Below are 21731 nucleotides of genomic sequence, written 5' to 3' on the forward strand. Positions count from 1 at the left end.
AGTGGCCGGCACCGAGGTGCCGGCCACTTCACGGATGACGCCTCGGGGTTCAGGCCTCGATCTTGGTGTTGTTGCAGCCGGTGCTGACGGTCGACCAGTCGGCGACCTGCTGGTCCTCGGAGCCCTCGGGCTCGTTCACGGACAGGTTCTGGAGCTTCAGGATCTCGGACATGAGGTGTTCCTTTCGGTTCGGTGTGAAGGGAGGTGGTGCGAAGTACTACGGGGCGGAGCGGAGGATCAGGCCTCGATCTTCGTGTTGTTGCAACCGCTGCTGACCGTCGACCACTCGGCGACCTGCTGGTCCTCCGCGCCCTCCGGCTCGTTCACGGACAGGCTCTGGAGCTTCAGGATCTCGGACATGAGGGGTTCCCTTCGGGTCGGTGAGAGGTGGGGTGGTGCGAAGCGCTCGGGGGTGGGGCGGAGGATCAGGCTTCGATCTTGGTGTTGTTGCAGCCGGTGCTGACGGTCGACCAGTCGGCGACCTGCTGGTCCTCGGAGCCCTCGGGCTCGTTCACGGACAGGTTCTGGAGCTTCAGGATCTCGGACATGAGGTGTTCCTTTCGGTTCGGTGTGAAGGGAGGTGGTGCGAAGTACTACGGGGCGGAGCGGAGGATCAGGCCTCGATCTTCGTGTTGTTGCAACCGCTGCTGACCGTCGACCACTCGGCGACCTGCTGGTCCTCCGCGCCCTCCGGCTCGTTCACGGACAGGCTCTGGAGCTTCAGGATCTCGGACATGAGGGGTTCCCTTCGGTTGCGGCCGGCGGGCCGGCGGGTGTGTGGGGTGGTGCGAAGTGCTTCGGGGCGGAGCGGGAGGTCAGGCCTCGATCTTGGTGTTGTTGCAGTCGGTGCTGACGGTCGACCAGTCCGCGACCTGGGGGTCCTCGGAGCCCTCGGGCTCGTTCACGGACAGGTTCTGGAGCTTGAGGATCTCGGACATGAGGGGTTCCCTTCGGGTCGGTGAGAGGTGGGGTGGTGCGAAGCGGTACGGGGCGGAGCTGAGGGTCAGGCCTCGATCTTCGTGTTGTTGCACCCGGTGCTGACGGTCGACCAGTCCGCGACCTGCTGGTCCTCGGAGCCCTCCGGCTCGTTCACGGACAGGTTCTGGAGCTTCAGGATCTCGGACATGAGGGGTCCTTTCGGGTGGTGGGTGGAGGTGGTGCGGGTGTCGTGCTCGGCCGGTCAGGCGGCCGGGATGAGGGGCTCGGAGTGCAGGGGCAGTCCGGGCAGGGGCGGACGGTCGCCGGCGGCGGCGTGCAGGGCGTGCAGGACGCCCGCGGTGCCGGTGGCCAGGTCCATCGAGAGGCGGTAGTGCTGGGCGCCGGGGAAGGCCAGGCCGTCCTGGTAGGCGATGGCGTGCCAGCTCAGGAGGCGCAGGTGGCGCTGGAGGGCTTCGGAGGCGCCGGGGCGGTCGCGGTGGGCGGCCAGCAGGGTGATCAGGCCGGCGCGGCCGGTGAAGAGGTCGTTGTAGAGGACGAAGGGGGCGCGGGCCGCGGTCAGCGTGCCGTCGAGGAGGTCGTGGAGGGCGTCGTCGTGGCGGCGGCGCAGGTAGTGTCCGGCGACCAGGGCCAGGCCGGCGCTGCCGTTGGCGAGGTAGGGCAGCATGCGGGTGCCCTCGCGGAGGTTGACGGCGCCCTCTTCGCTGCGGACGCAGTGCTCGGCGTCGGCGCGCAGGGCGCGCAGCGCGAGGTCGAGCAGGGCGGGGTCGCGTACCGCCTCGTAGCGGTGGAGGAGGAACGCGGCGGTGCCGGTGGGGCCGTGCATCAGACCGGTGCGGTGCGGGCCGGGGGCGGGCCTGTCCAGACGGTCCGTCAGCCGTGCGGTGATGTCGTCGAGCCGGTCGGTGAGGTCGGCGCCGTCGGCGGGGCGGTGCAGGTGGTGCAGGGCGATGCCGATGCCGGCCAGTCCGCCGTGCAGGGAGACGTCGTCGGTCGGGGCGGCGCGCTGGACGAGCTCCAGGGCCTGCTCGGGCCGGCCCAGCCGGTCCAGGGCGAGGGCCGCGCCGTGCAGTCCCGCGTAGAGCCCGGGGCGCGGGTCGGCGGCGTCGCGGGCGGCGCGCCAGAGCCATTCGACGTGTTCCTCCCTCACCGGGTGACCGGTGGTGTGGAGGGCGTGCAGGACGCCGGCGGCTCCGTGGGCCAGGGTGTAGCCGCCGTCGTGGAGGGCGGCGGGGTCGCCGGGGAAGAGCCGGTCGGTGCGTTCGGGGGTGGCGGAGGCGGTCAGGGCGCGGGCCAGCCGGGCTCCCAGGGCGGACAGGCCGGCGGCTCCGTCCTCCTCGCGGGGCCAGGTCACCGGTGACGGCGCGGACGGGCCGGCCGCGGCGGGCGTGGTGGGGCGGTGCAGTCCGGCGCGCACCTCCTGCTGCCAGGAGGGCGGCAGGGGAAAGAACTCGGCCGCCGCCGCGAGGAGTTCGTCGAGCTTGCCCGGGTCGAGGTCGATCAGCATGGTCAGCGGCAGCAGCAGGGCGAGCCGGATGCTGTGCAGGGCGTAGCGGTCGCGGGCGAAGCCCCCGGGGGCGTGCGGTGCGACGAAGCCGGGGCAGCCCATGCTGGGCGGCGTGTCGATGCCGGGGCGGTGCGCGGTCTCGAAGTCGATGAGGCAGATCCGGCCGTCGGGCCGCAGCAGGACGTTGGTGGGGTGCAGGTCGCCGAAGGCCCAGCCGCGTTCGTGCACGGCGTCCAGGGCCCGGCTCAGCTGGTCGGTGATGTCCTCGACGCGGGCGGCGTACTGGGCGAGGGCTTCGGGGGTGGGGTCGGGGCGGACGACGGGGTTGTTGCGGGCCATGAACTGGCGCAGCGTCTCGCCCTCGACGTACTCCTCGGCCAGGTAGTGGTGCTCCCAGACGGTGAAACGGTTCAGCAGACGGGGGACCCAGGGCAGGCCGTCGAGGGCCCGCAGGGCGCGCTCCTCCTGCTCCAGGCGGGTGACCGCGTCCGTGCCGGAGCCGTCCAGCCCGGCGAGCGGACGGGCCTCGCGCAGGACCACCTCGCCGCCCTCCGCGTCACGGGCCCGGTAGATCCCGCCGCCGTTGGAGAAGTGCAGGGCTGCCTCGACCTGGTACGGGAAGGGGTCCATGCTCTGCCGGTCGTGGGCGCGCAGGGCCTCGCTCAGGACGTCGGGCGGGGTCAGCCAGGCCGGCAGCTGGAAGTACGGTTCGCGCCGGTCGGGGACGAGGGAGCCGTCGGGCGCCTCGATGGCGAGGATCCGGGTGCCGTCGGGCTCGGTGCACCAGCGTTCCCGGAAGCCGCCGTAACGGACGTAGAGGGGACCGTCGTTGTAGCGGAGGTCGCCGAGGATGTAGGGACCGGTGAAGCCGGAGAGGCGCCGGTCGAGGTCGGTCAGGACGGTGGCGAGGCGCGCCTCGTCGGCGGGGTAGAGGGTGAGGAGCTTGCCGCTGCTGCCGCGCCGGGCGTACTTGCCGTTGTTGAGCAGGTGGATGCGGTGGGTGGGCAGGAACTTGTGCGCCACGCGTTCGCGGACGCAGTACTCGGTGACCAGGTCGACGACGCGCTCGGCGTCCTCGGTGGTGGACGAGACGTGGATCTTGTAGCCCTGGCCGGGCAGGGCCGGGTCGTCGGGGCCCTCGGGCACCAGGTGCACCCAGCTGGCCGTCTCGTGCCGGCGGAAGCCCTCGGGGGTCTCGCGGTCGGCGGCCGCGAAGCGCCGCTGGTCACCGCCGCCGGCGGGGTGGTCGTAGAACAGCGGGTCCGCCCCGGCGTACACGTGATGGTTGCCTCGCATTCGTTCCACCCCTTCCCGATCGCTGCCGATCGGCTCTCGGCCGGTCACCGGCCGGTCCATGAACGCTTCCGTCCTGCGCGGTCGGCGGGAATCGCCGCCGCGTCACCGGATCCGGACTCCTCGTCCGGTCCTCGGGACCCGTTTCCGGTCCCTGCTCCCCCGGCCTCTCGTCCGGCTCTCGGGGGTCGCGTCCGGTTCCCGGATCTTCGTTTCGCTTCCCTCCGGTTCTCGTCCGGGAGAGAATCTTCCGGGAGGGTTTTCCGCGAAGTCTTCCTCAAGGGTTCCCGGAAGCTCTCGGGAGGTTTTCCCGGAGGTCATTCGGGCGACTGTCGCGGTTTCCAGCCTTTTCTTCGCGGGTTCCTGCGGATTGTTCCGGGGCCTTTCGGGTTTCCGTCAGGCGACGACCCAGGTGGTGTTCTTCCGGCTCTCGCGGCCGAAGACGTCACCGTTGTCCAGGGCGTCGTTGGAGTCGGAGAGGAAGGCCGGGGTGGTGTTGATGCCGCTCATCTGGGGTTCCTGCTTTCTTGGGTGAGGGAGCGTCTGTGTGGTGGGTGTGACGCACGGGCCGCATGAGGTGGATGTCGTCTCGTGGGCTGTGCATCGGGTGGTGCGGGTGGGGCTGGTGGGACAGGTGGTGTCTGGGTGAGCGCTGCGGCCTGATGGGGCCGGGGGCTCAGCCGCCCCAGGTCACGTCCTCCACGGAGGGGGTGGGCGTGGGGGTGGGCTCCGCCTGTCCCTGCGCCGGCGTGGGCTCGGGCTGCGCCGGGGCGGGGGTGGTGGCGACGGTTCCGGGGGAAGCGGGGGACGAGGAGTCGGCGGCGTTCGCCGCGACGCTCGTGGCTCCGAAGACGATCAGGGCGCCGGCGGCGAGGGAGGCGATGCGACGGACTGTCATTTCAATTCCTCTCGTGTGTGGATCGTCCGGGGGAACCGCTTCCGGTTCCCGATTCCCGCTTTCCTGCTTTCCTGTTCTTCTTGCTCTTCTTGCTCTTCTTGCTCTTCTTGCTTTCCGGCCGGCCCTCGTGCGGCTGCCGATGGCTCTACTTTGACCCCTGGAGGAAGCCTGGGGAATGGCTGGAGGGTGGACGGATCCTGCAGTGGCATAAGCCGTCCACCCTCCCCCGCGTCTGGCCGGAACCGGCCCGGGGCCCTCGGAGAACCCTCCGCACGCCCGCCACCAGCCCTTTCGGCGCCGGAAGGGGGTGGCTCAGGAGTTGACGGCGTGTTCGGTGAACCGGCCGCAGGAGTGGAACCCCAAGCGGCGGTAGACGGGTTCGCCCTCGGCCGACGCCTGGAGGACCGCGATGCGGTGGTCCCGGGCGCGGGCCGCGTGGAGGGCCGCGAGCGTGATGGCGCCGCCGTAGCCGCGGCGGCGGTGGGCGGCCAGGGTCGAGATGTTGTAGACGCCGGCGACGTCCGCGTGGTGGAACACCTCGGCCGAGCAGACCGGGCGGCCGTCCGCGTAGCCGACCAGGTAGTGGGCCGGGCACCGCGCGGCCAGTGCCCGCGGGGCGGCCCGGGCGAAGAAGCTGCGGACGGTGTCGGCCGGCGGGTCCCAGTTCGCGGCGAGGACCATGGCGTAGTCGGCGAGCTGCTCGGGCGTGGTCACCTGCCGGATGTCGAGGCCCTGGGCGGCGGGCGGCGGCAGGGTGCCGTCGAGTTCCGCCCACATCGCCGTCTCGTGTTCGGACACGGGGAGGCCGGCCGCCGCCAGGCGGGCGGAGAGGTCCACGGGGGTCAGGCGGGTCCCACCCACCAGGAGAAGGGGCGGCCGGTACCGGCCAGGGCCTCTGCGGTCGCGGTGATGCGGGCCTCGGCGTCTGCGGCGGTGAAGCGGGCCGCGGCGACGATGTTGAAGGTGTCGTCGTCCAGGCCGCTGTCCGCGACCAGGAGGTCACCGGTGTCCGTGACGGTCGCGCCGGCCATGCCGCGGTGGAGGTGGCAGGCGTGCTCCGCCAGGTTGCGTTCCATCCGGTCCAGCAGACCGGCCCGGTCGGGGGAGAGATCGTTCACGGTGATCGATCCCAGCACGGCCGAGCAGGGGCCGCACGCGATTTCGGGGGCGGCCGGCGACCGTGTCGAGGCGGGGTCTTCGCACGATGCGGTACGGCCCCGGGAGCGGCCCGGCCGGAGACCCGCCGCCTGCGGGACACGAGGCGCGGGGATACGTGGGGGGCACCGGGCCCGGGAGCTCGGGACGCGGGCCCTGAGACCCCGGGCGCGGGCCTCAGGCCATCGCCTGCTGCCCGCCGCCCACGAGTCTCGAATCCCACACGTCACGCATCACGCGTCATAGGTCGTACGGGGGGGTACGCCGGTCGCTCGACGTCGCGTCGTCGCTCACCTCGACGTCGTACCGGAACTTACGGGGCGAGGGCCCGCGTCACGAGTCCCAGACGTCCCAGGGCGCGTCGATCAGGGCCGCGCCGGAGCCGATCAGCTCCCAGCCGCGCAGGGGTCCGGGGGCCTGGAGGGCGCGGACGCAGAGCCGGGACGCGTTGCGTTCGGCCTCGGCGAGGGTGGGAGTCGTGAAGAACAGTCCCAGCACCCAGTCGTCGCCGGACTCGTGGACGCTGACGTGCTCCAGGCACTCCGCGTCCCGGGCCTGGCAGCAGACGAAACCGGCGGTGTGAGAAGGGAGTTGCTGACCTGTGGGGGCCCTCAGGCGGGCGTGCACGAGATACATGAACCCGATCCTCAAGGCCCTCGGAACCCCCCACAAGCAGACAAGCCGGGCCGCTTCCGGCCATGCATAAACCGTCCACCTGTGCGAGGAGACACAATGCCTTTACAATCCGTGCACTCCTAAGGCGGCCAAGGAAAGGTCGAACAGTGCTGGACATACTGGGACTCGACACCGACGCGGAACGCGTCTACCGCGCCATGCTCGGCCGTCCCCAAGACGGCGTGGCCGAACTGGCCCGCCTGCTGTCCATGACCGAGGACCAGGTGCGCGCGGGTCTCGACCGGCTCAGCGAACTCGCCCTCGTACACCCCTCCGCCCGGGAGGGCGCGGGCTTCAGGGCCATCAGCCCCGAGACCGCCATGGAGGTCCTCCTCGCCCGCCAGCAGGCCGAACTCGCGGCCCAGCAGATGCGCGTGGAAGCCTCGCGGGCCGCCGCCGCCCAGCTCATCGCCGAGTGCTCGGCCCTGCGGCCCCGCTCCCCCGACGCCGAGTCCGAACAGCTCACCGGCCCCGAGGAGATACGCGAGCGGCTCGCCCGCCTCGCCTCCCGCGCCACCCAGGAGATCACCACCTTCGCCCCCGGCGGCGCCCACACCACCGCCGACCTGGAGGCCAGCCGCACCCCCAACGCCGAGCTGCTCCAGCGCGGCATCCGCATGCGGACCGTCTACCTGGACAGCGTCCGCAACCACCAGCCCACCCTCGACCACGTCGACTGGCTCAACACCCACGGCGCCCAGGTCCGCACCAGCCCCACCCTCCCCATCCGCATGATCATCGCCGACCGCACCCACGCCGTCCTGCCCGTCGACACCAACGACGCGCGCGTGGGGGCCGTCGTCCTCCACGGGGCCGGTACCGTCGCCGCCCTGTGCGCGCTCTTCGAGAGCGTCTGGAACACCGCCACCCCCCTCGGGCACACGCCGCAGGCCGACCCCAACGGCCTTCCCCCGCAGGAGACCGCCACCCTCCACCTCCTCGCCCAGGGGCACACGGACGAGACCATCGCCAAGCACCTCGGCGTCTCCCCCCGCACCGCCCGCCGCATCGCCGCCGACCTCATGGAGCGCCTGGGGGCCCGCTCCCGCTTCCAGGCGGGAGCCAACGCCGCCCACCACGGCTGGCTCCCCAAACCCTGAGACCGGCCCCGCCGAAAGCCCCGGCTACGGCCGGGCGGGGCCGGAGGGGAGGGAGGCGGGGCGGCCCATCCACCAGTTGCCGGTGGCGGCGGGGTCCGAGCTGGTCCAGAACTCGATGACGGCGGAGGTGAACTCGTCGGGCGACAGCACGCCGTCGCCGTCGGTGTCGAGGTGGCCGAACGCCTCGGCCGCGCTCTCCTCGGTGAGCCCCGGGAAGTGCCCGCGCTGGAAGGCGAGGAACTCGGCGGGGCTGATCCGGCCGTCCTCGTCGAGGTCGGCGATCCGGAGGTAGGTCGCGGCGATCCCGCCGAGTGCGGCCCTGGCGGCCTCGGGGTCGTCGGCCAGCGTGCGGGTCGAGGCGACGAACCGGTCCTTGGGGATGCCCCGGCTGCCGGCCGGGAGGAACGGCAGGTGCACCTCCCGCCAGATCGCCGTGTAGGCGCCGATGATCCGCTCCTCCTCGGGGGAGCCCTCGGCATGGCCGAGTGAGGACGCCACCCGGCGGCCCATCTCCACGTGGTCCTCCTCCGTCAGCACGCCGCTGCCGTCCACGTCGAGCTGGTCGAAACCCCGCTCGATCTTCGCCGTCAGGAACTCCTGACCGTCCATCACCGCTCCTCGTGGGTCGTCGTGTCGGCGGCAGGACACGGGAAATCGGCCTGCCACGCGGGGCAACGAGGAAACGGCCCCGAGGAAACGTCCTTCCCCTCGGCACGTCGGGCGCGGCGGGCGGCGGGCCGGGTCAGACCGCCGAGAGGAGGTCCACCACGAAGACCAGCGTCGAACCCGGCGGGATGAGCGGGGTGGGCGACTGCTTGCCGTAGCCGAGGCGCGGGGGGACGACGATCTCCCGGCGGCCGCCCACCCGCATGCCCCGCACTCCCCGGTCCCAGCCCTTGATGACCCGGCCGCCGCCCACGGCGAACTTGAACGGCTGGTCCCGGTCCCAGGAGGCGTCGAACTCCTTCCCTGACGCGAAGGTGACCCCGACGTAGTGGACCCGGACCACCATGCCCGGCTTGGCCTCGGCCCCGTCCCCCACGACCAGGTCGCGGACGGTCAGCTCGGTGGGGGCCTCCCCCTCGGGGACCTCGACCTCGGGCTTCGTCAGTTCGCTCATCACGGCCTCACCGCTCTCCTCCGCAGGCCCTCGCACGGTCCTGCCGGCCGCATGGACGTTCCATGCCGCAGGCAGCCACGCTACCGAGGAGCACGGGGCCGGCCGCGTACCGGTACGCGGGTCGCCGTCCGGGCGGGCCGGGCCGGGCCCCGTAGCCACCGCCGTGCTCGCCTCCGTCAGAGGATGTTCCAGCGGAGGGAGGGGTCCCCGCGGAGCAGTCCGTCCACCCGGCGTTCGACCTCCTCCAGGGTGGCCGGGGCGTGGTGGACCTTGCGGGCGTTCGTGGTGATCATGCGGAGCTCCCGGACGGCGGCGAGGTCGGCTTCGAGCCGGTCGGCGTGCTCGCCCAGGCGGGCCAGGGTCCGCGGGGGCAGGCAGGTGGTCGCGGAGAGGGAGCGCCGGATCGCCGCGAGGTCGTCACGGGCGGGCAGGGCGACGGGCGGGGCCGGCAGGGTGTGGAGCGTGCGCAGCGGTCCGGCCAGCTGGTGGGCGGCGACCGGGTGCGGCGGCTGGGGCAGGTGCTGCCAGAAGGTGACGGGGTGGCCGTCGACGACGACCGGCTGGTCACCGGGGTGCAGCGGGACGGTGGGGAAGCCGACGGAGGTGAGCCACCGGACGAACACGACCGTCCGCACGGCGTCGTCGGTGCGGGACCCCTTCCGGGCGACCTTGGCGACGACACCGGCTGCTTCGAGGAGGACGACCGCGTTGGTCTGCCCGCGCAGCAGGCGTGCGCCGGAGTGGTCGATCCCGGCGGCGCGGGCCGCCCGCTCCAGGATCCGGCGCATCTCGGGTCCGGTGAATCCGCCGGGGGTGTCGGGGGCCATGGGCTCCACCCTTCCCGACGGCGGGAGCCCCTGTCACGTCCTTCCGGGCAGCGGGAAGGACGCCCCGCCCGCGGGGAGCCGCGGGCGGGGCGTCGTGATCACGGTCGGGGCGGGGTCAGCACTTCACCCAGTAGCCCGGGGAGGTCTGTTTGAGGGTGCTGGTGACCAGGACGTTCCACAGGCCGAGGTTCTGCTCCGAGCCGTTGGCGTAGGTGTAGCCGCCGGTCTGGTGGGCGCGGCCCGCGAGGGTGTGGGCGTAGTTGCTCGCCGTCACGCACGTGGCGGCGGCTCCCGTGGTGGTGGCGGTGACGGGCGCGGTTCTGGTGCCGGTCGTGCCGGTGGGGTCGACGGCCGCGACGGCGTAGGCGTACGCCGTGCCGGCGGTGAGGCCGGGGTCCGTGTACGCGGTGGTGGTGACGGGGGCGGCGTTCACCTTCGCGCCGTCGCGGTAGACGTCGTACGAGGCGGCGCCCTGGACCGCGTTCCAGGCGAGGGAGGCGCTGGTGGCGGTGGTGGCGGTGACGGCCAGACCGGTCGGGGCGGGGAGGGCCGGGGTGGTGGTCGCGGCGCCTGCGCCGAGGGCCCGGGCCATGTTCAGGACGGCGGTGATCTGCGGGCCGGTCTTCTGCGCGTAGTCGGCCGACTCGTACCCCCACCAGTCCCAGCAGCCGCGGGGGTTGCCGGTCATGGTGGTGGCCTGCGGGTAGAGAACGATCAGGTCGTTCGTGTCGGCGTACTCGTTGAGGTACGCCTTGTCCATGAGGGCGTTGCCGACCAGGCCGAAGTACTGGTAGCAGCCGTGGAGGGTGACCATCAGCCGGCAGGGGGCGCCGTCCTGGCAGGACCGGGGGACGTAGGCGAAGCCCTCGGCGCCCATGCTGATCGCGGCGGGGTCGCCGCCGGGGACGTACGCGCCCTGGTCGAACTGGACCAGTCTGCCGGTCGGGGCCGCGGAGCTCGCCGGGTGCACGGGGCCCATCAGGTGGGTCAGCATGGCCTTGACCGGGTCGCCGCCGCAGTTGTTGATGTACGGCGAGCTGGTGGAGGAGCAGGAGTTGGGGCCGAGGGGGCTGACCCAGGCGTGGCCGGACGCGGACGCATTGTCGTAGACGACGTCGGCGCCGAGGTCGCGGTAGTAGGTGGCGAGGTCGTCGTTCACGGGCGCCTTGACGGTGGTGTCGTTGGTGCCGTGGAAGAGCCAGACCTTGTCGCCGGAGAGGCCGGAGATGGGGTCGACCTTGCCGGCGGCGGCCCGGTCCCGGGTCAACTGCTCCAGCTGGGCGGGGGTCTTGCGGGCCATGAAGGTGTCCATGCAGCCGTACAGGGCCGTGTTGAGGCTGTTCTGCGCGCAGTCGTAGGGGCCGGCGGAGAAGATGCCCGCGCCGTCGAACAGGTCGGAGTGGGCGACGTGCAGCTGGTTGGCCATGAACCCGCCGGACGAGAGCCCGCTGACGTACGTCGCGCCGATGTCGTACCGCTGGAGCGGGCCCGAGGTGGGTGCCGGGACCGCGGCCGTCGCACCGCCGGCCGTCGACGCGGCGATGCCGACGGCCGCCAGGACGGCGACGAGGAGGTCTCTGGTCTTCATTCGCATCTCCAGATGGGGGATGCCGACATCCTGGTGAACGACCGCGAGCGCGGCCCACATGTCGTCCCCCCACATCGCCGGGCCGGAATGTGGCCCGCGTTGCCATAGGAGGGGGGCGTTCCGGCCGTCAGCGCGGTGCCGGGGCCCGCTCCGCCTCGACGCGCAGGGGCGCCCTGAAGGACAGCAGTCCGAGCATGGGGGGCCGTGCCGCCGCGGCCGTGGGGCGGAGGCCGGGCAGGCGGCGGGCCGCCGCCCGCAGGGCCACCGCGGCCTCGGTGCGGGCGAGCGTGGCGCCGGGGCAGAGGTGGCGGCCGGTGCCGAACGCCAGGTGCCGGCGGGCGTTCGCCCGCCCCGGGCACATGCGGTCCGGTTCGGGGAAGACCTCCGGGTCGGAGCCGCTGCCCATGAGCATCAGCAACAGCTGGGCTCCAGCGGGGAGTTCCGTACCGCCCAGGCGGGTGGGGGCCGCGGTCGTCCTGCGCCAGGTGGTCACGGGCGGTTCGCGGCGCAGGACCTCCTCCACCCACGCCTCGGCGAAGCCCTCCTCCTCGGCGGCGCGCCGCCAGAGGCCGGGTTCCCCGAGCGCGCGGTGGAGCACGGTCGCGATGAGCTGGCCGGTGGTGGACTGTCCGGCGACGAAGACGAAGAAGCAGGCGGCGACCGCGGTGGGGACGTCGAGGGGGGTGCCGTCGGGCAGGCGGTGGGCGGCGAGTTCCCGGACGAACGAGCCGGGCGGGGCGGTGTCGGCGCGGACGGTGGCGGTGAGCCACTGGTGGAACTCCGCCACGGGCTCCGCCAGTTCGAGCTGTCGGGCGAGCGGGGGCCTGCCCCAGAACAGTTCCAGCGCGGCGTCGCTCCAGGCGATCAGGGTGGCGGGGTCGACGTCGTGGATGCCGAGGAGCTCCATCAGGACCCGGCAGGGCAGGATCTGCGCGAAGGAGCCGAAGAGGTCGAGACTCCCTTCGTCCGTCCCGTACTTCGTCACCTCGTCGAGCAGTTCCCCGGCGACGCGCTCGATCATCGGGACGGCGGCGGCGACGCTCCGCGCGTCGAAGAACCGGGTCACCACGCGGCGCAGTCCCGGATGGCTCGGCGTGCCGTTGTTGGCGAGCGCGGGCGGCAGCGTGAAGCCGGCGCGGACGAGGACCCGCATCACGGCGACGGGGAGCGGGGTGACCGCGTTCTGCGCGTTGTCCGGGAGGAAGCGGTCCGTGTCGAGCAGTACCGTCCGGATGTCCCGGTGGCGGCTGACCAGCCACAGCCCGGTGGCGGGGTCGTGGTGCACGGGCGCGTCGGACCGCAGCCGGTCCAGCCAGGGGTGGGGGTCCTGGACGAAGGGGGCGTCGAACAGGTCGAGCGGCCCCGGCAGGGGTTCGCGGGCATCCGCCGCCGAAAGGATCACCGCCGGAAGCTAACACGCGGGAGGCGGCGGCCCGGCGCCGTGTGCGCGGCATCACGCCCCGCCCGGCGGCGGCGAGTCGACGGCGGGCCGGATCTCGACGTGGCGGACCGGACCTCGGCTCGGAGGCCCGGCCTCGACGTGGAAGGCCGGACCTCGGCGCGCAGGACCGCGTGCCGGTCCGGGCCGGTCGCGGACCCCGCCGCGCCCACGGCGGCGGGGGCCTCGGCGACGGCCTCCGCCGAGGTGTCCCCCGCCGGAGGGCCGGGGCGGTCAGGACGGGGTGCCGGCGGTCTTCTCCGTGTGGAGGGAGCAGGTGTTCGCCAGGGTGACGGGGTCCTGGTCCGCGGGCAGGGCGACGGTGCCCGAGGCGGGCGGCCGGTGACCGGTCGCGAGCCAGCCCTCCAGGGCCGTGAAGGCACTGCGGTGGCACGGTGCGAGCGGCCGGAGGCGGTCCGGGAAGGCGTCGGCGAGGGAGTCGGTGTGGGTGCCGCCCTCGACGCGGTAGTAGCGGTGCAGCGCGCCGCGGCCCGCCTCGCGCACCATCCGCGCGTAGACGTCGGAGTCCTGGCCGATGGGGAGGAGGTTGTCGAGGGTGCCGTGCAGGGTGATCAGGGGTTTGCCGATGCGGCCGGTGAGGGCGATCTTCGCCACGGCCCGCCGGACCTCCTCGGGCCGGGTCGCGTAGTCGTAGTCGGTGTCGCAGGCGGGGGCGCCGGTGGTGCAGTACGGGGTGCCGGCCTCGGTCGCGCCGTCGAAGCCGGGGTCGAGCTCCTCGCGGTAGATGCGCTGGGTGAGGTCCCAGTAGACCTTGTGGTGGTACGGCCACAGGAACTCCGACCCGGCGGGGAAGCCGGCCGCGTGCAGCTCCTCCCGGGCGGCGTCGGCACCCTCGCCGCCCGCCGCGTACACGGGGTAGGCCCGCAGGGCCCTCGGCAGGAAGTCGAGCAGGTTGGGTCCGTCGGTGCGCCAGAGGGTGCCCTCCCAGTCGACGCCGCCGTCGTACAGCTCGGGGTGGTTCTCCAGCTGCCAGCGCACCAGGTAGCCGCCGTTGGACATGCCGGTGGCGAGGGTGCGGGACGGGGGCCGGTGGTAGCGCTGGGCGACCACCGTCCGGGCGGCCCGCGCGAGCTGGGTGACCCGGTCGTTCCACTCGGCGATCGCGTCGCCCGGGGCCTTCCCGTCGCGGTGGAAGGCGAGGCCGGTGTTGCCCTTGTCGGTGGCGGCGTACGCGTAGCCCTGGGCGAGCACCCGGTCGGCGATCGCCCGGTCGTTGGCGTACTGCTCGCGGTTGCCGGGGGTGCCGGCCACGACGAGGCCGCCGTTCCACCGGTCGGGCAGGCGGAGGACGAACTGGGCGTCGTGGTTCCAGCCGTGGTTGGTGTTGGTGGTGGAGGTGTCGGGGAAGTAGCCGTCGATCTGGATGCCGGGCACTCCGGCGGGGACGGACAGGTCCTTGGAGGTGAGTCCGGCCCAGTCGGCCGGATCGGTGTGCCCGGACGCGACGGTGCCCGCGGTCGTCAGCTCGGCCAGGCACGCCGTCCGCTGGACCTCGGCGCCGGGCACCCGGAGCTGCGCCTGCCGGGCGCAGTGACCGGCGGTGCCGGCGGCACCCGTACCGCCCGCGGGGAGCGCCGTCGCCGGGGCGGTGGACAGGGTGAGCGCGGCCAGGGCGAGGGCCGCCGGTGCGCCGCGCCGCCAGGGACGCGGCGGGGAAGAGGGGACGGGACGACGCATCGGTGCCTCCGGGCTCGGGGAAGGGAACCCGCGGAGGCTATGCCGCCGTCCGGCCGCCGCCCATGGCCGCACGGCCCACCGTCCGTGGCCCTCCGGTGGGTCCCGGCACCACTCCGGGCGTCCCTTCCCGCCGGGCCGGAGGCGGGTGCCGCCGCGCTCGTCGCCCCCGCGCCGGGCGGAGCGGCTGCCCCGGGAGGGCGCGCGGCGACGCGGCGGAGCCGGGCCCCAGGACGGGGCCCGGCTCCGCCTCCGGGTCAGGCCTTGTGCTGCATGGACGTGCGGGCCGGGTTGCCCTGTTCCGCCGCCTTGGGGTCCTTCTCGTCGGCCTTGGCGCGGACGCCCTGCTCGATGCGTTCTCCGGTCGCCTTGTCGATGTTCTTCCAGTAGGCGAAGGCACGCTCCAGGACGGGTTCGGTGACGCCGTTGAGGAGGTGGCCGACGACGTTGTCGACGAGGCGGTCGCGGGCGGCGTCGTCCATCACCTCGCGCACGAGGGTGCCGGGCTGGCCCCAGTCGTCGTCCTCGGGATGGTCGACGTAGGCCGACCGGGTGATCTCGCCGTCCGCCGTCCAGCTCGGCGGGCTGCCGTACCGCTCGGTGTCGGCGGCCGGGCCTCCCTTCGAGTTGGGGGCGTAGACCGGATCGGTGGTCTTCCGGTAGGCCATCGCGCCGTCCTTCGAGTACGTGTGGACCTCGGTGACGGGCGCGTTCACGGGGAGCTGCTGGTAGTTGCCGCCGATGCGGTGCCGGTGGGCGTCCGCGTACGAGAAGAGGCGGGCCAGCAGCATCCGGTCGGGGCTGGGGCCGATGCCGGGGACGAAGTTGTTGGGCTGGAAGGCGGCCTGCTCGATCTCGGCGTGGTTGTCGGTGGGGTTGCGGTCGAGCGTCATCCGGCCGACCGGGATCAGCGGGTAGTCGCCGTGCGGCCACACCTTGGTGAGGTCGAACGGGTTGAAGCGGTACGTCGCCGCTTCCTCGTACGGCATGACCTGGACGTGCAACGTCCAGGAGGGGAAGTCGCCGTCGCGGATGTGCTCGAAGAGGTCCCGCGTGTGGTAATCCGTGTCGGCGGCCGCCATCTGGTCGCCCTCGTCCTGCGTGAAGAACTCGATGCCCTGGTCGGTCTTGAAGTGGTACTTCACCCAGAACCGCTCGCCGGAGGCGTTGATCCACATGTACGTGTGGGAGGTGTAGCCGTTCATGTGGCGCCAGCTGCGCGGGATGCCCCGGTCGCCCATCAGCCAGGTGACCTGGTGGGCGGATTCCGGGGAGAGGGTCCAGAAGTCCCACTGCATGTCGTGGTCGCGCAGGTTGTTGTCCGCGCGGCGCTTCTGGGACCGGATGAAGTGCTGGAACTTCATCGGGTCCTTGACGAAGAAGACCGGCGTGTTGTTGCCGACCATGTCGTAGTTGCCCTCGGACGTGTAGAACTTCAGCGCGAAGCCGCGCGGGTCGCGCCAGGTGTCCGGGCTGCCGCGCTCGCCGGCCACGGTCGAGAACCGGGCGACCAACTCGGTGCGCGCGCCCGGCTGGAACAGCGCCGCCTTCGTGTAGCGGCTGACGTCGTGGGTGACCTCGAAGTGCCCGAACGCGCCGCTGCCCTTCGCGTGCGGCTGGCGTTCCGGGATCCGTTCGCGGTTGAACTGCGCCATCTGCTCGATGAGGTAGGCGTCCTGGAGGAGGATCGGCCCGCCGGGGCCCACGGTGAGCGAGTGTTCATCGCTCTCCACCGGGGCGCCGGAGTCGGTCGTGGTGGCGGGACGGCTCTCGGTCATCGGTCACCTCTGCCCTTCGTCGTGCGGTGCGGCGGCCCCGCTCTCGCGGGGCCCTGCGGAGCGCGTGCCCGGACGGCGCGCGGACATGCCTCCGAGGCCCGGACGGAACGGCGTCCGCCGGCGCGCACCCCCCAGCCTGGGCGCTCCCGGCCGAAGCCACCACTCGGGAGCGTCCTCCCCGTCCGGGGGCGGGGGTGCGTCAGCGGGGTGCGGGGACGCGTACGGTCTCCGCCCACGGCGGGGGCTCCGGGGCGTCGGGGCCGATGAGGGCGGCGATCAGGCGGGCGGAGACGGGCTCCGGCGGCCAGGGGGTGTGACCGTCGGTGAGGACGACGACGATGTTCGGCGGGTCGGGGACGGCGAGCGCCGCGCGGACCCCGGCGGCCATGTCCGTGCCTCCGCCGCCCGCGAGCTCGACCTGCTCGACGGCGCTCACCCGGGCCACGGCCCGCACGGCGGCGTCGCAGGCGAGGACGGTGACCCGGTTGCCGCCCGCGCCCACTTCGCGCAGCACGCCCGTGACCTCGGCGAGGGCGGCCGCGAGGTCGTCGTCGCCCATCGAGCCGGAGGTGTCGACGACGACGGCCACCCGGGGCAGGGGCCGGCGGAGGCTGGGCAGCACCACCCGCCCGCCGAGGGCCGCGGTGCGGCGCGAGGGGCGGCGGTAGGTGTAGTCGACCGCGCCGCCCGCCCAGGCCGCGGCCTCGCGGACCGCGCCGGCGAGGGCCCTGCGCCAGTCGACGGCGGGTTCCAGGACCTCGTCCGCCCAGCGCTTCCAGCCCGCCGGCACCGTCCCTCGGGTCCGGGCGTGGGCGCGGACGGCCTGGGCGGTGCTGCGGCGCAGGGCCTCGGCCTCGACGGGGCCGACGCCGTCCGTGGCGCCGGACTCCCCCAGGTCCCACGGCGCGGGGAGGCCGTGGGCGCCGGACCCGCAGTCCGGGGGGTGGGGGCAGGAGGCCGGGACGTCCTTCAGGTACTCCTCGAAGAGCCGGCCCGCGGGCAGTCCGAACAGGCGCGGCTCCACGATCCCCGGGGGCAGCCGCAGTCCGTCGGCGAGGAGGTCGTCGTTGATCTCGCAGTCCTGGGCGATGTTGACCCGCAGCCGGTCGTGCCGGTCGGCGGCCGGCAGCAGGTCGGCGCGGCCGTGGTGGTCGCGCAGCAGGTGGGCCGCCTCGTGGATCCACGTCCCGGCCAGTTCCCCGACTCCGGTCGCGTCGACGAAGGCGGGCGCGACGTAGCAGCGCCACCTGCGGTCCACCGCCATGGTGCCGACCCGCCGGGACGGGACGACGGTCAGGGCGTAGAGGGCGGAGGCGAGGTACGGGCGGGCCTCCGCCGCCTTGTAGCGGGCGGCCAGCAGTTTGGCGCGGTCGAGCCCGTCGCCGGAGGCGGGGACGGGGGCGGGGGGCACGGGCGGGCCGCCGGTCAGCGGGCGCCCGGCAGCGCGCCGGCGAGCTGGAGCAGTTCGAGGAATGCCTCGATGCCGGGCGGGACGGGCCAGTCCGGTTCGCGCATCGCGGCGAGGTCGCGGGCCGCCCGCGCCGCCACGTCGGGCACTCCGGCGTCCACGGCCTTGGCGAGGACCGCCCAGCCGGCCTCCCAGCGCGGGCGGGTCGGCTCGCTCTGCACGGCGGCGACGACGGCGACGAGGAACGCCAGCTGGCGGTCGCCGCGGTCGGGCAGCGCGAAGGCGTCCGGGTCGGCGAGCACCCGGTCGGGGTCGGGCAGGTCGAGGTTCTCCAGGTACGCGAGGAGTTCGATGCCGACCGCCTCGCCGACGGCGCCCGTCAGGGCGGCGGCCCGCGCCTCGCGCCCGGCGCCGGAGGCGTATCCGGCGGCCAGCAGCCGCAGCGCCATCTCCCAGGTGCGGGGCGAGGGCCAGGCGCGGCCGCGGCCCTCGGCGTCCTTCGGCATGTGGTGGGCGAGGCCGGGGCGGGCGGTCAGGAAGCCGCTGACGACGCCCCGGGCGCGGGCGACCGCGCCGGGCACGCGGCCCGGGTCCACCGTCGGCAGGGCCGTCTCGGGCCAGGTGCCGGCCATGCCGCGGGCCACGGTCCGCGGGTCGTGCGTCCAGTCGAGGTGCACGAAGCGGTTGGCGAGCGGCGGGCTGAGGTGCCAGCCGTCGGCGGCGCTGGCGGGCGGGTTGGCGGCGGCGACGATGCGGACCGACGCGGGCAGCGCGAGGCTGCCGACCCGGCGTTCGAGGACGACGCGCAGCAGGGCGGCCTGCACGGCCGGCGGCGCCGAGGAGAGCTCGTCGAAGAACAGCAGGCCGTGTCCGGTGCGGGCGAGGCGCACGGCCCAGTCCGGCGGCGCCATCGGCACGCCCGAGGCGGCCGGGTCGTCGCCGACGACGGGAAGGCCCGCGAAGTCGGACGGTTCGTGGACGCTGGCGACGACGGTCTCCAGGCGCACGCCGAGGGCGGCGGCCAGCTGCTGCATGCCGGCGGACTTGCCGATGCCGGGCTCGCCCCACAGCAACACGGGCTGATTCGCCGTCACCGCCAGGGCGAGGGCCTCCAGTTGGGGGTTGTCGGCCGGTTCGGTCCGCGTGCCGTCCAGGCGGGCGTTGAGGGCGTCGGCGGCGGCGAGGGGCGCCGGTACGGGTACGGGTACGGGCGTGGGCCCCGGTACGGCGGCGGGTGCGGGAGCGGTCATGGGCGGGTGTCCTCGTCGTCCGTGGCGGGGGCGCCTCCTGCGGGCGGCTCCTCGTCCGCGTCCCAGTCGATGCCGGAGGTGTCGTACCGCGCATGTCGTTGCAGGAGGGCGTCGACCCAGCGGGCGCCCAGGCCCGGGTGTTCCCGCAGGACGCGGCGGCGCAGGAACATCAGGTCGGCCCGCTGGTAGCGGCGGATCGCCTGGGCGAGGGACGTCTCCGTCTCGTCGGTGACGTCGATCCTGGCACCGGCGGCGAGCAGGTCCCGGACCAGGGCGACGGAGCCGCAGTCGTGGACGGCGCTCTGGAGCGGGGTGCGGCCCGTCTTGTCCTTCGCCTCCAGGTCCAGTCCGGCGGCCAGCAGCCGGGGCAGCAGGGGCCGGTGGTCGACGAGAGGGAGGACGTGCAGCAGGCCGCGTCCCTTGCGGTCGCGGACGTACGGGTCCGTGCCGGCGTCGAGCAGCGCCAGCAGGGTTTCCGTGTCGCCGTGCTGGACGTGCAGGAACAGCTCCTGCCGCTGCTCCCGCAGAGCGCGCGGGAGCCACCCTTCGCCGCTGGTCCACGCGGCGTGGGCGGCGAAGCAGCCGCCGATGGTGCCGCCGAAGGCGCGCAGCGCCAGTTCGCGCCGTCGCTCCTGTTCGGTGTGCGGGCCCTTCAGCGCTCCGTCGCGCGACGCGATCTCGTGCCAGGCGCCGCCGCAGCGGATCCTGACGGGCTCGGGCAGCCGCGGCTCGGGCGGGCCGGCCACGGGTCCCGCGTGCGGGAACAGCGCGGCGGCGACCAGCGGGTGGAGCTCCTCGGGCCGGATCCGGCCGGCCCGCAGCAGGCCGATGTCGGGAAGCCGCTGCCAGACGTACGAGGGCAGGCGCGGGATTCCGCCCTCCTGGCCGCGCTCGTGGCCGGTGACGCGCGGCGGGGCCCCTTCGGGGTCGTCCGGATCGAGTGCGGCCCGCAGGTGGCCCCGCCATTGCAGGTCGATGCGGAAGCGCGGGCCGCGGCCGGCGCGGGCGAGGCGGCGGATCTCGGGGGCCAGGCGGGTGAGGTCGGGGGCGATGAAGGAGGTGAGCCCGCCGACGTCGAGGAGCCGGTAGGAGTCCGGTCCCTGGGGCGGCGGGGTGAGGTCGAGGCCGAGTCCGGCGGCGGCGTACGCCTCGGTGTGCTCGCCGCGGGCCTGGAGGACCGCGATCCACTCCGCGTGGGCGGCCGGGTCGGCGCGGCCCGGGTCCTCGTCCGGCAGTTCCCCGGCGGCGAGGGGGGTGCCGTCGGGGCGCAGGAACGGCAGCCGGCCGCCGGCCGCGGGGCCGTCCGGTCCTTCGGGGTCGACGGGGCCCGCGCTCCAGCGCAGCTCGCCGGCGCGGCGGGCGTCCCAGAAGCGACGGGCGGCGGTCCAGTCCTCGGTGGTGTGGAACAGGCCGTGACGCATGTCCCGGGCGGGCTCGGCGGGCGGGCCGAAGTGCAGGAGGAGGCGCTGCGGTCCGCCCAGCATCGGGGTGTTCGTCAGCGAAAGGACGGGGCCGGGGTCGCCGTACACGGCGAGGACGACGCGGCGGTAGGGGGCGAGCGTGGTGTGGCCGCCGAGCGCGCGCGGCAGGTGCCAGCGCAGCAGGTCGGGGGCCAGGTGCCGCAGGTCGTCGGCGAGGCGGGCGGCGACCTCGGCACCGTACCGGTCGGCGGCCCGCCCGGGGTCGAGGTCGTCGGGCACGTCCACGGCGGCCGCGGCGCAGGCCGCCCGCCAGTCGCCGGCCTCCCGGGCCTCCGTGGCGCGCTCGATCATCCGGCGGGGCACGGCGTGGCGGCGCACCCGCGCCCAGGAGGAGAGGTCCTCGGCGGAGAGGCCACCGGGCAGGGCGGGACGCGTGGTCATCGGTACACGCTGCCGATCGCCCGCAGGTCGGGGTGGGCCGGTGCGGCGGGCCGCAGCCGCTCGGCGAGGGAACGCTTGACGCGGCGGGGCGTGCCGGGGCCGAGACCCACGTGTTCGAGGCGGTGCCGTGCGGGGAGCGCGTCGAGCAGGGTCCTGGCGCCGCGGCCGGTGAGGCCGGTGTGGCTCAGTTCGAGGCGGCGCAGCGGGCTGCCGGGCAGGGCGGCGGCCAGGGCCCGGGCACCGTCGTCGCCGGTGGTGTTGCCCGGGGCGCCGAGGCCGCGCTCGGACGGGGCCCGGCCTAGGTCGAGGGCCTCGATGCCGTGGAGGGCGTCGGCGAGGCGGCGGGCGCCCTCGGGGCCGATGCCGTTGCCGCCCAGGCCGAGGCGTACGGGCCGGGCGGGGTCGGCGGCGGCCGCCAGGACGGCGGCGCCCCGGTCGCCGAGGTGGTTGGCCGGCAGGCGGAGTTCGCGGACGCCGGCGTCGCGGACGAGGGCGGCGAGCAGCGGGGCGTCGTCGGCGGTCAGGCCGTTGCCGCCGAGGAAGAGCCGTTCGAGCGGGGCCTCACGGTCGAGGAGGGCGTCGAGGAGGATCCGTACGCCCTCGGAACCGATCCCCGAGTTGACCAGGTCCAGGGTGCGCAGGGCGTGGTTGCGGCGGAGCAGCGCGGCGAGGGCGCGGGCGCCGGTCGTCGTGACCGGGTTCCGCTTGAGCCAGAGGGCGCGCACCGTGGTGTCCCCGGCGAGCGCGTCGGCGAGAGCGGCCACGCCGTCCGGGCCGATGCGGTCGCAGCCGAGGTAGAGGGTCCGGATGCCGTGCGCGGCGCCGGCGTCCCGCGCGGCGGTGAGGGCGTCGGCGACGGACCGGGCGCCCTCGTCGCCGAGGGAGTCGGTGCCGAGCAGCAGGTGCGCGGCGCGCGGGGAGCGGACGGCGAGGGGCAGCAGGCGGGCCGTGCCGACGGGGCCGAGGCCCTGCTTGCACAGGTCCACCCGGCCGTCGGCGCGCAGGGTGCCGAGCGGGAACGTCTCGTCCCCGGTGACGGGCCGCGGGTCGGCGAGCCGTTCCAGCAGCGGCGCGAGCGACGCGGGGCCGGGGTCCGGCGGGTCGGTGCGTCCGATCGCGGGGCAGCGCACGGGCGTTGTCGGCTGGTCCATCACCACTCCACCGGTCCTCCGCCGGGGCCCGGCGTACGCGTCGACATCAA

The 21731-nt window shown here is 74.3% G+C and carries 21 protein-coding genes and 1 pseudogene; 1 reads left to right on the top strand and 21 read right to left on the bottom strand.

What is annotated here, in order from left to right; all coding sequences use genetic code 11:
- Window positions 1–49: 49 nt before the first annotated feature.
- The 10 genes and pseudogenes from IE326_RS41510 to IE326_RS20580 all read right to left on the bottom strand — a co-directional run bounded on the left by IE326_RS41510 (window position 50) and on the right by IE326_RS20580 (window position 6425).
- Entirely contained in the window at window positions 50–172 is a 123-nt protein-coding gene (locus IE326_RS41510) for a hypothetical protein (protein WP_267882304.1), read from the bottom strand.
- A 65-nt stretch (window positions 173–237) separates the two neighbouring features.
- Window positions 238–360, bottom strand: coding sequence for a hypothetical protein (locus IE326_RS41515; protein ID WP_268983032.1), 123 nt, complete (start codon window positions 358–360; stop codon window positions 238–240).
- A 65-nt stretch (window positions 361–425) separates the two neighbouring features.
- Window positions 426–548 (bottom strand): hypothetical protein, encoded by a 123-nt coding sequence (locus tag IE326_RS41520; RefSeq protein WP_267882304.1) that lies wholly within the window; start codon window positions 546–548, stop codon window positions 426–428.
- 65 nt (window positions 549–613) lie between these two features.
- Window positions 614–736, bottom strand: coding sequence for a hypothetical protein (locus tag IE326_RS41525; RefSeq protein ID WP_268983032.1), 123 nt, complete (start codon window positions 734–736; stop codon window positions 614–616).
- A gap of 79 nt (window positions 737–815) precedes the next feature.
- On the bottom strand, window positions 816–938 hold the full coding sequence (locus IE326_RS41530) for a hypothetical protein (RefSeq protein ID WP_267882715.1): 123 nt from the start codon (window positions 936–938) through the stop codon (window positions 816–818).
- 65 nt (window positions 939–1003) lie between these two features.
- Window positions 1004–1126, bottom strand: a complete 123-nt coding sequence (locus tag IE326_RS41535; RefSeq protein WP_267882304.1) for a hypothetical protein — start codon at window positions 1124–1126, stop codon at window positions 1004–1006.
- A gap of 54 nt (window positions 1127–1180) precedes the next feature.
- Complete coding sequence (lanKC, locus tag IE326_RS20565) at window positions 1181–3739, bottom strand: class III lanthionine synthetase LanKC (RefSeq protein WP_190042543.1); 2559 nt, start codon at window positions 3737–3739, stop codon at window positions 1181–1183.
- A 673-nt stretch (window positions 3740–4412) separates the two neighbouring features.
- Entirely contained in the window at window positions 4413–4634 is a 222-nt protein-coding gene (locus IE326_RS20570) for a hypothetical protein (protein ID WP_150226268.1), read from the bottom strand.
- A 312-nt stretch (window positions 4635–4946) separates the two neighbouring features.
- Window positions 4947–5710: pseudogene (locus tag IE326_RS20575) on the bottom strand (GNAT family N-acetyltransferase).
- Window positions 5711–6122: 412 nt separating this feature from the next.
- A complete protein-coding gene (locus IE326_RS20580) occupies window positions 6123–6425 on the bottom strand; it encodes a hypothetical protein (protein WP_150226269.1) in 303 nt (100 codons plus the stop codon).
- A 146-nt stretch (window positions 6426–6571) separates the two neighbouring features.
- On the opposite strand from IE326_RS20580, the gene IE326_RS20585 reads away from it, so the two are divergent.
- Window positions 6572–7564 carry a helix-turn-helix domain-containing protein gene (locus IE326_RS20585; RefSeq protein ID WP_030748625.1) on the top strand — a complete coding sequence of 331 codons (993 nt, stop codon included), beginning with the start codon at window positions 6572–6574 and terminating at the stop codon, window positions 7562–7564.
- Window positions 7565–7588: 24 nt separating this feature from the next.
- Here IE326_RS20585 and IE326_RS20590 read toward each other — a convergent pair whose 3' ends face one another.
- From IE326_RS20590 to IE326_RS20640, 11 genes are all read right to left on the bottom strand, one after another.
- A complete protein-coding gene (locus IE326_RS20590) occupies window positions 7589–8173 on the bottom strand; it encodes an EF-hand domain-containing protein (RefSeq protein ID WP_190042544.1) in 585 nt (194 codons plus the stop codon).
- Between the two features lie 133 nt (window positions 8174–8306).
- Entirely contained in the window at window positions 8307–8684 is a 378-nt protein-coding gene (locus IE326_RS20595) for an FKBP-type peptidyl-prolyl cis-trans isomerase (RefSeq protein WP_150226271.1), read from the bottom strand.
- Window positions 8685–8860: 176 nt separating this feature from the next.
- Window positions 8861–9511 carry a zinc-binding metallopeptidase family protein gene (locus IE326_RS20600; protein ID WP_190042545.1) on the bottom strand — a complete coding sequence of 217 codons (651 nt, stop codon included), beginning with the start codon at window positions 9509–9511 and terminating at the stop codon, window positions 8861–8863.
- A 115-nt stretch (window positions 9512–9626) separates the two neighbouring features.
- Complete coding sequence (locus tag IE326_RS20605) at window positions 9627–11099, bottom strand: extracellular catalytic domain type 2 short-chain-length polyhydroxyalkanoate depolymerase (RefSeq protein ID WP_190042546.1); 1473 nt, start codon at window positions 11097–11099, stop codon at window positions 9627–9629.
- 127 nt (window positions 11100–11226) lie between these two features.
- Window positions 11227–12501: a cytochrome P450 gene (locus tag IE326_RS20610; RefSeq protein WP_190042547.1), complete on the bottom strand. Its 1275-nt coding sequence runs from the start codon at window positions 12499–12501 to the stop codon at window positions 11227–11229.
- A gap of 270 nt (window positions 12502–12771) precedes the next feature.
- The gene (locus IE326_RS20615) at window positions 12772–14235 is read right to left on the bottom strand and encodes a tannase/feruloyl esterase family alpha/beta hydrolase (protein WP_190042548.1); all 1464 of its coding nucleotides are present in this window, start codon (window positions 14233–14235) and stop codon (window positions 12772–12774) included.
- A gap of 254 nt (window positions 14236–14489) precedes the next feature.
- The gene (locus tag IE326_RS20620) at window positions 14490–16010 is read right to left on the bottom strand and encodes a catalase (protein ID WP_190042549.1); all 1521 of its coding nucleotides are present in this window, start codon (window positions 16008–16010) and stop codon (window positions 14490–14492) included.
- Between the two features lie 199 nt (window positions 16011–16209).
- Window positions 16210–17421 carry a vWA domain-containing protein gene (locus IE326_RS20625; protein ID WP_190042550.1) on the bottom strand — a complete coding sequence of 404 codons (1212 nt, stop codon included), beginning with the start codon at window positions 17419–17421 and terminating at the stop codon, window positions 16210–16212.
- Between the two features lie 14 nt (window positions 17422–17435).
- Complete coding sequence (locus tag IE326_RS20630) at window positions 17436–18668, bottom strand: AAA family ATPase (protein ID WP_190042551.1); 1233 nt, start codon at window positions 18666–18668, stop codon at window positions 17436–17438.
- On the bottom strand, window positions 18665–20530 hold the full coding sequence (locus IE326_RS20635; RefSeq protein WP_190042552.1) for an ankyrin repeat domain-containing protein: 1866 nt from the start codon (window positions 20528–20530) through the stop codon (window positions 18665–18667). The genes IE326_RS20630 and IE326_RS20635 overlap by 4 nt, the downstream gene beginning before the upstream one ends.
- Window positions 20527–21681, bottom strand: coding sequence for a leucine-rich repeat domain-containing protein (locus IE326_RS20640; protein WP_190042553.1), 1155 nt, complete (start codon window positions 21679–21681; stop codon window positions 20527–20529). Before IE326_RS20640 ends, IE326_RS20635 begins: the two co-directional genes overlap by 4 nt.
- Window positions 21682–21731: the final 50 nt, after the last annotated feature.

Origin of the sequence: Streptomyces filamentosus (genome assembly GCF_014654895.1) — a bacterium.
GTDB classification, from domain to species: domain Bacteria; phylum Actinomycetota; class Actinomycetes; order Streptomycetales; family Streptomycetaceae; genus Streptomyces; species Streptomyces filamentosus.

Bases quoted from the DNA above. Each gene is read 5' to 3' on its own strand.
- IE326_RS41510 (WP_267882304.1), bottom strand. From the start codon at position 172: ATGTCCGAGATCCTGAAGCTCCAGAACCTGTCCGTGAACGAGCCCGAG.
- IE326_RS41515 (WP_268983032.1), bottom strand. From the start codon at position 360: ATGTCCGAGATCCTGAAGCTCCAGAGCCTGTCCGTGAACGAGCCGGAG.
- IE326_RS41520 (WP_267882304.1), bottom strand. From the start codon at position 548: ATGTCCGAGATCCTGAAGCTCCAGAACCTGTCCGTGAACGAGCCCGAG.
- IE326_RS41525 (WP_268983032.1), bottom strand. From the start codon at position 736: ATGTCCGAGATCCTGAAGCTCCAGAGCCTGTCCGTGAACGAGCCGGAG.
- IE326_RS41530 (WP_267882715.1), bottom strand. From the start codon at position 938: ATGTCCGAGATCCTCAAGCTCCAGAACCTGTCCGTGAACGAGCCCGAG.
- IE326_RS41535 (WP_267882304.1), bottom strand. From the start codon at position 1,126: ATGTCCGAGATCCTGAAGCTCCAGAACCTGTCCGTGAACGAGCCGGAG.
- lanKC (WP_190042543.1), bottom strand. From the start codon at position 3,739: ATGCGAGGCAACCATCACGTGTACGCCGGGGCGGACCCGCTGTTCTAC.
- IE326_RS20570 (WP_150226268.1), bottom strand. From the start codon at position 4,634: ATGACAGTCCGTCGCATCGCCTCCCTCGCCGCCGGCGCCCTGATCGTC.
- IE326_RS20580 (WP_150226269.1), bottom strand. From the start codon at position 6,425: ATGTATCTCGTGCACGCCCGCCTGAGGGCCCCCACAGGTCAGCAACTC.
- IE326_RS20590 (WP_190042544.1), bottom strand. From the start codon at position 8,173: ATGGACGGTCAGGAGTTCCTGACGGCGAAGATCGAGCGGGGTTTCGAC.
- IE326_RS20595 (WP_150226271.1), bottom strand. From the start codon at position 8,684: ATGAGCGAACTGACGAAGCCCGAGGTCGAGGTCCCCGAGGGGGAGGCC.
- IE326_RS20600 (WP_190042545.1), bottom strand. From the start codon at position 9,511: ATGGCCCCCGACACCCCCGGCGGATTCACCGGACCCGAGATGCGCCGG.
- IE326_RS20605 (WP_190042546.1), bottom strand. From the start codon at position 11,099: ATGAAGACCAGAGACCTCCTCGTCGCCGTCCTGGCGGCCGTCGGCATC.
- IE326_RS20615 (WP_190042548.1), bottom strand. From the start codon at position 14,235: ATGCGTCGTCCCGTCCCCTCTTCCCCGCCGCGTCCCTGGCGGCGCGGC.
- IE326_RS20620 (WP_190042549.1), bottom strand. From the start codon at position 16,010: ATGACCGAGAGCCGTCCCGCCACCACGACCGACTCCGGCGCCCCGGTG.
- IE326_RS20630 (WP_190042551.1), bottom strand. From the start codon at position 18,668: ATGACCGCTCCCGCACCCGCCGCCGTACCGGGGCCCACGCCCGTACCC.
- IE326_RS20635 (WP_190042552.1), bottom strand. From the start codon at position 20,530: ATGACCACGCGTCCCGCCCTGCCCGGTGGCCTCTCCGCCGAGGACCTC.
- IE326_RS20640 (WP_190042553.1), bottom strand. From the start codon at position 21,681: ATGGACCAGCCGACAACGCCCGTGCGCTGCCCCGCGATCGGACGCACC.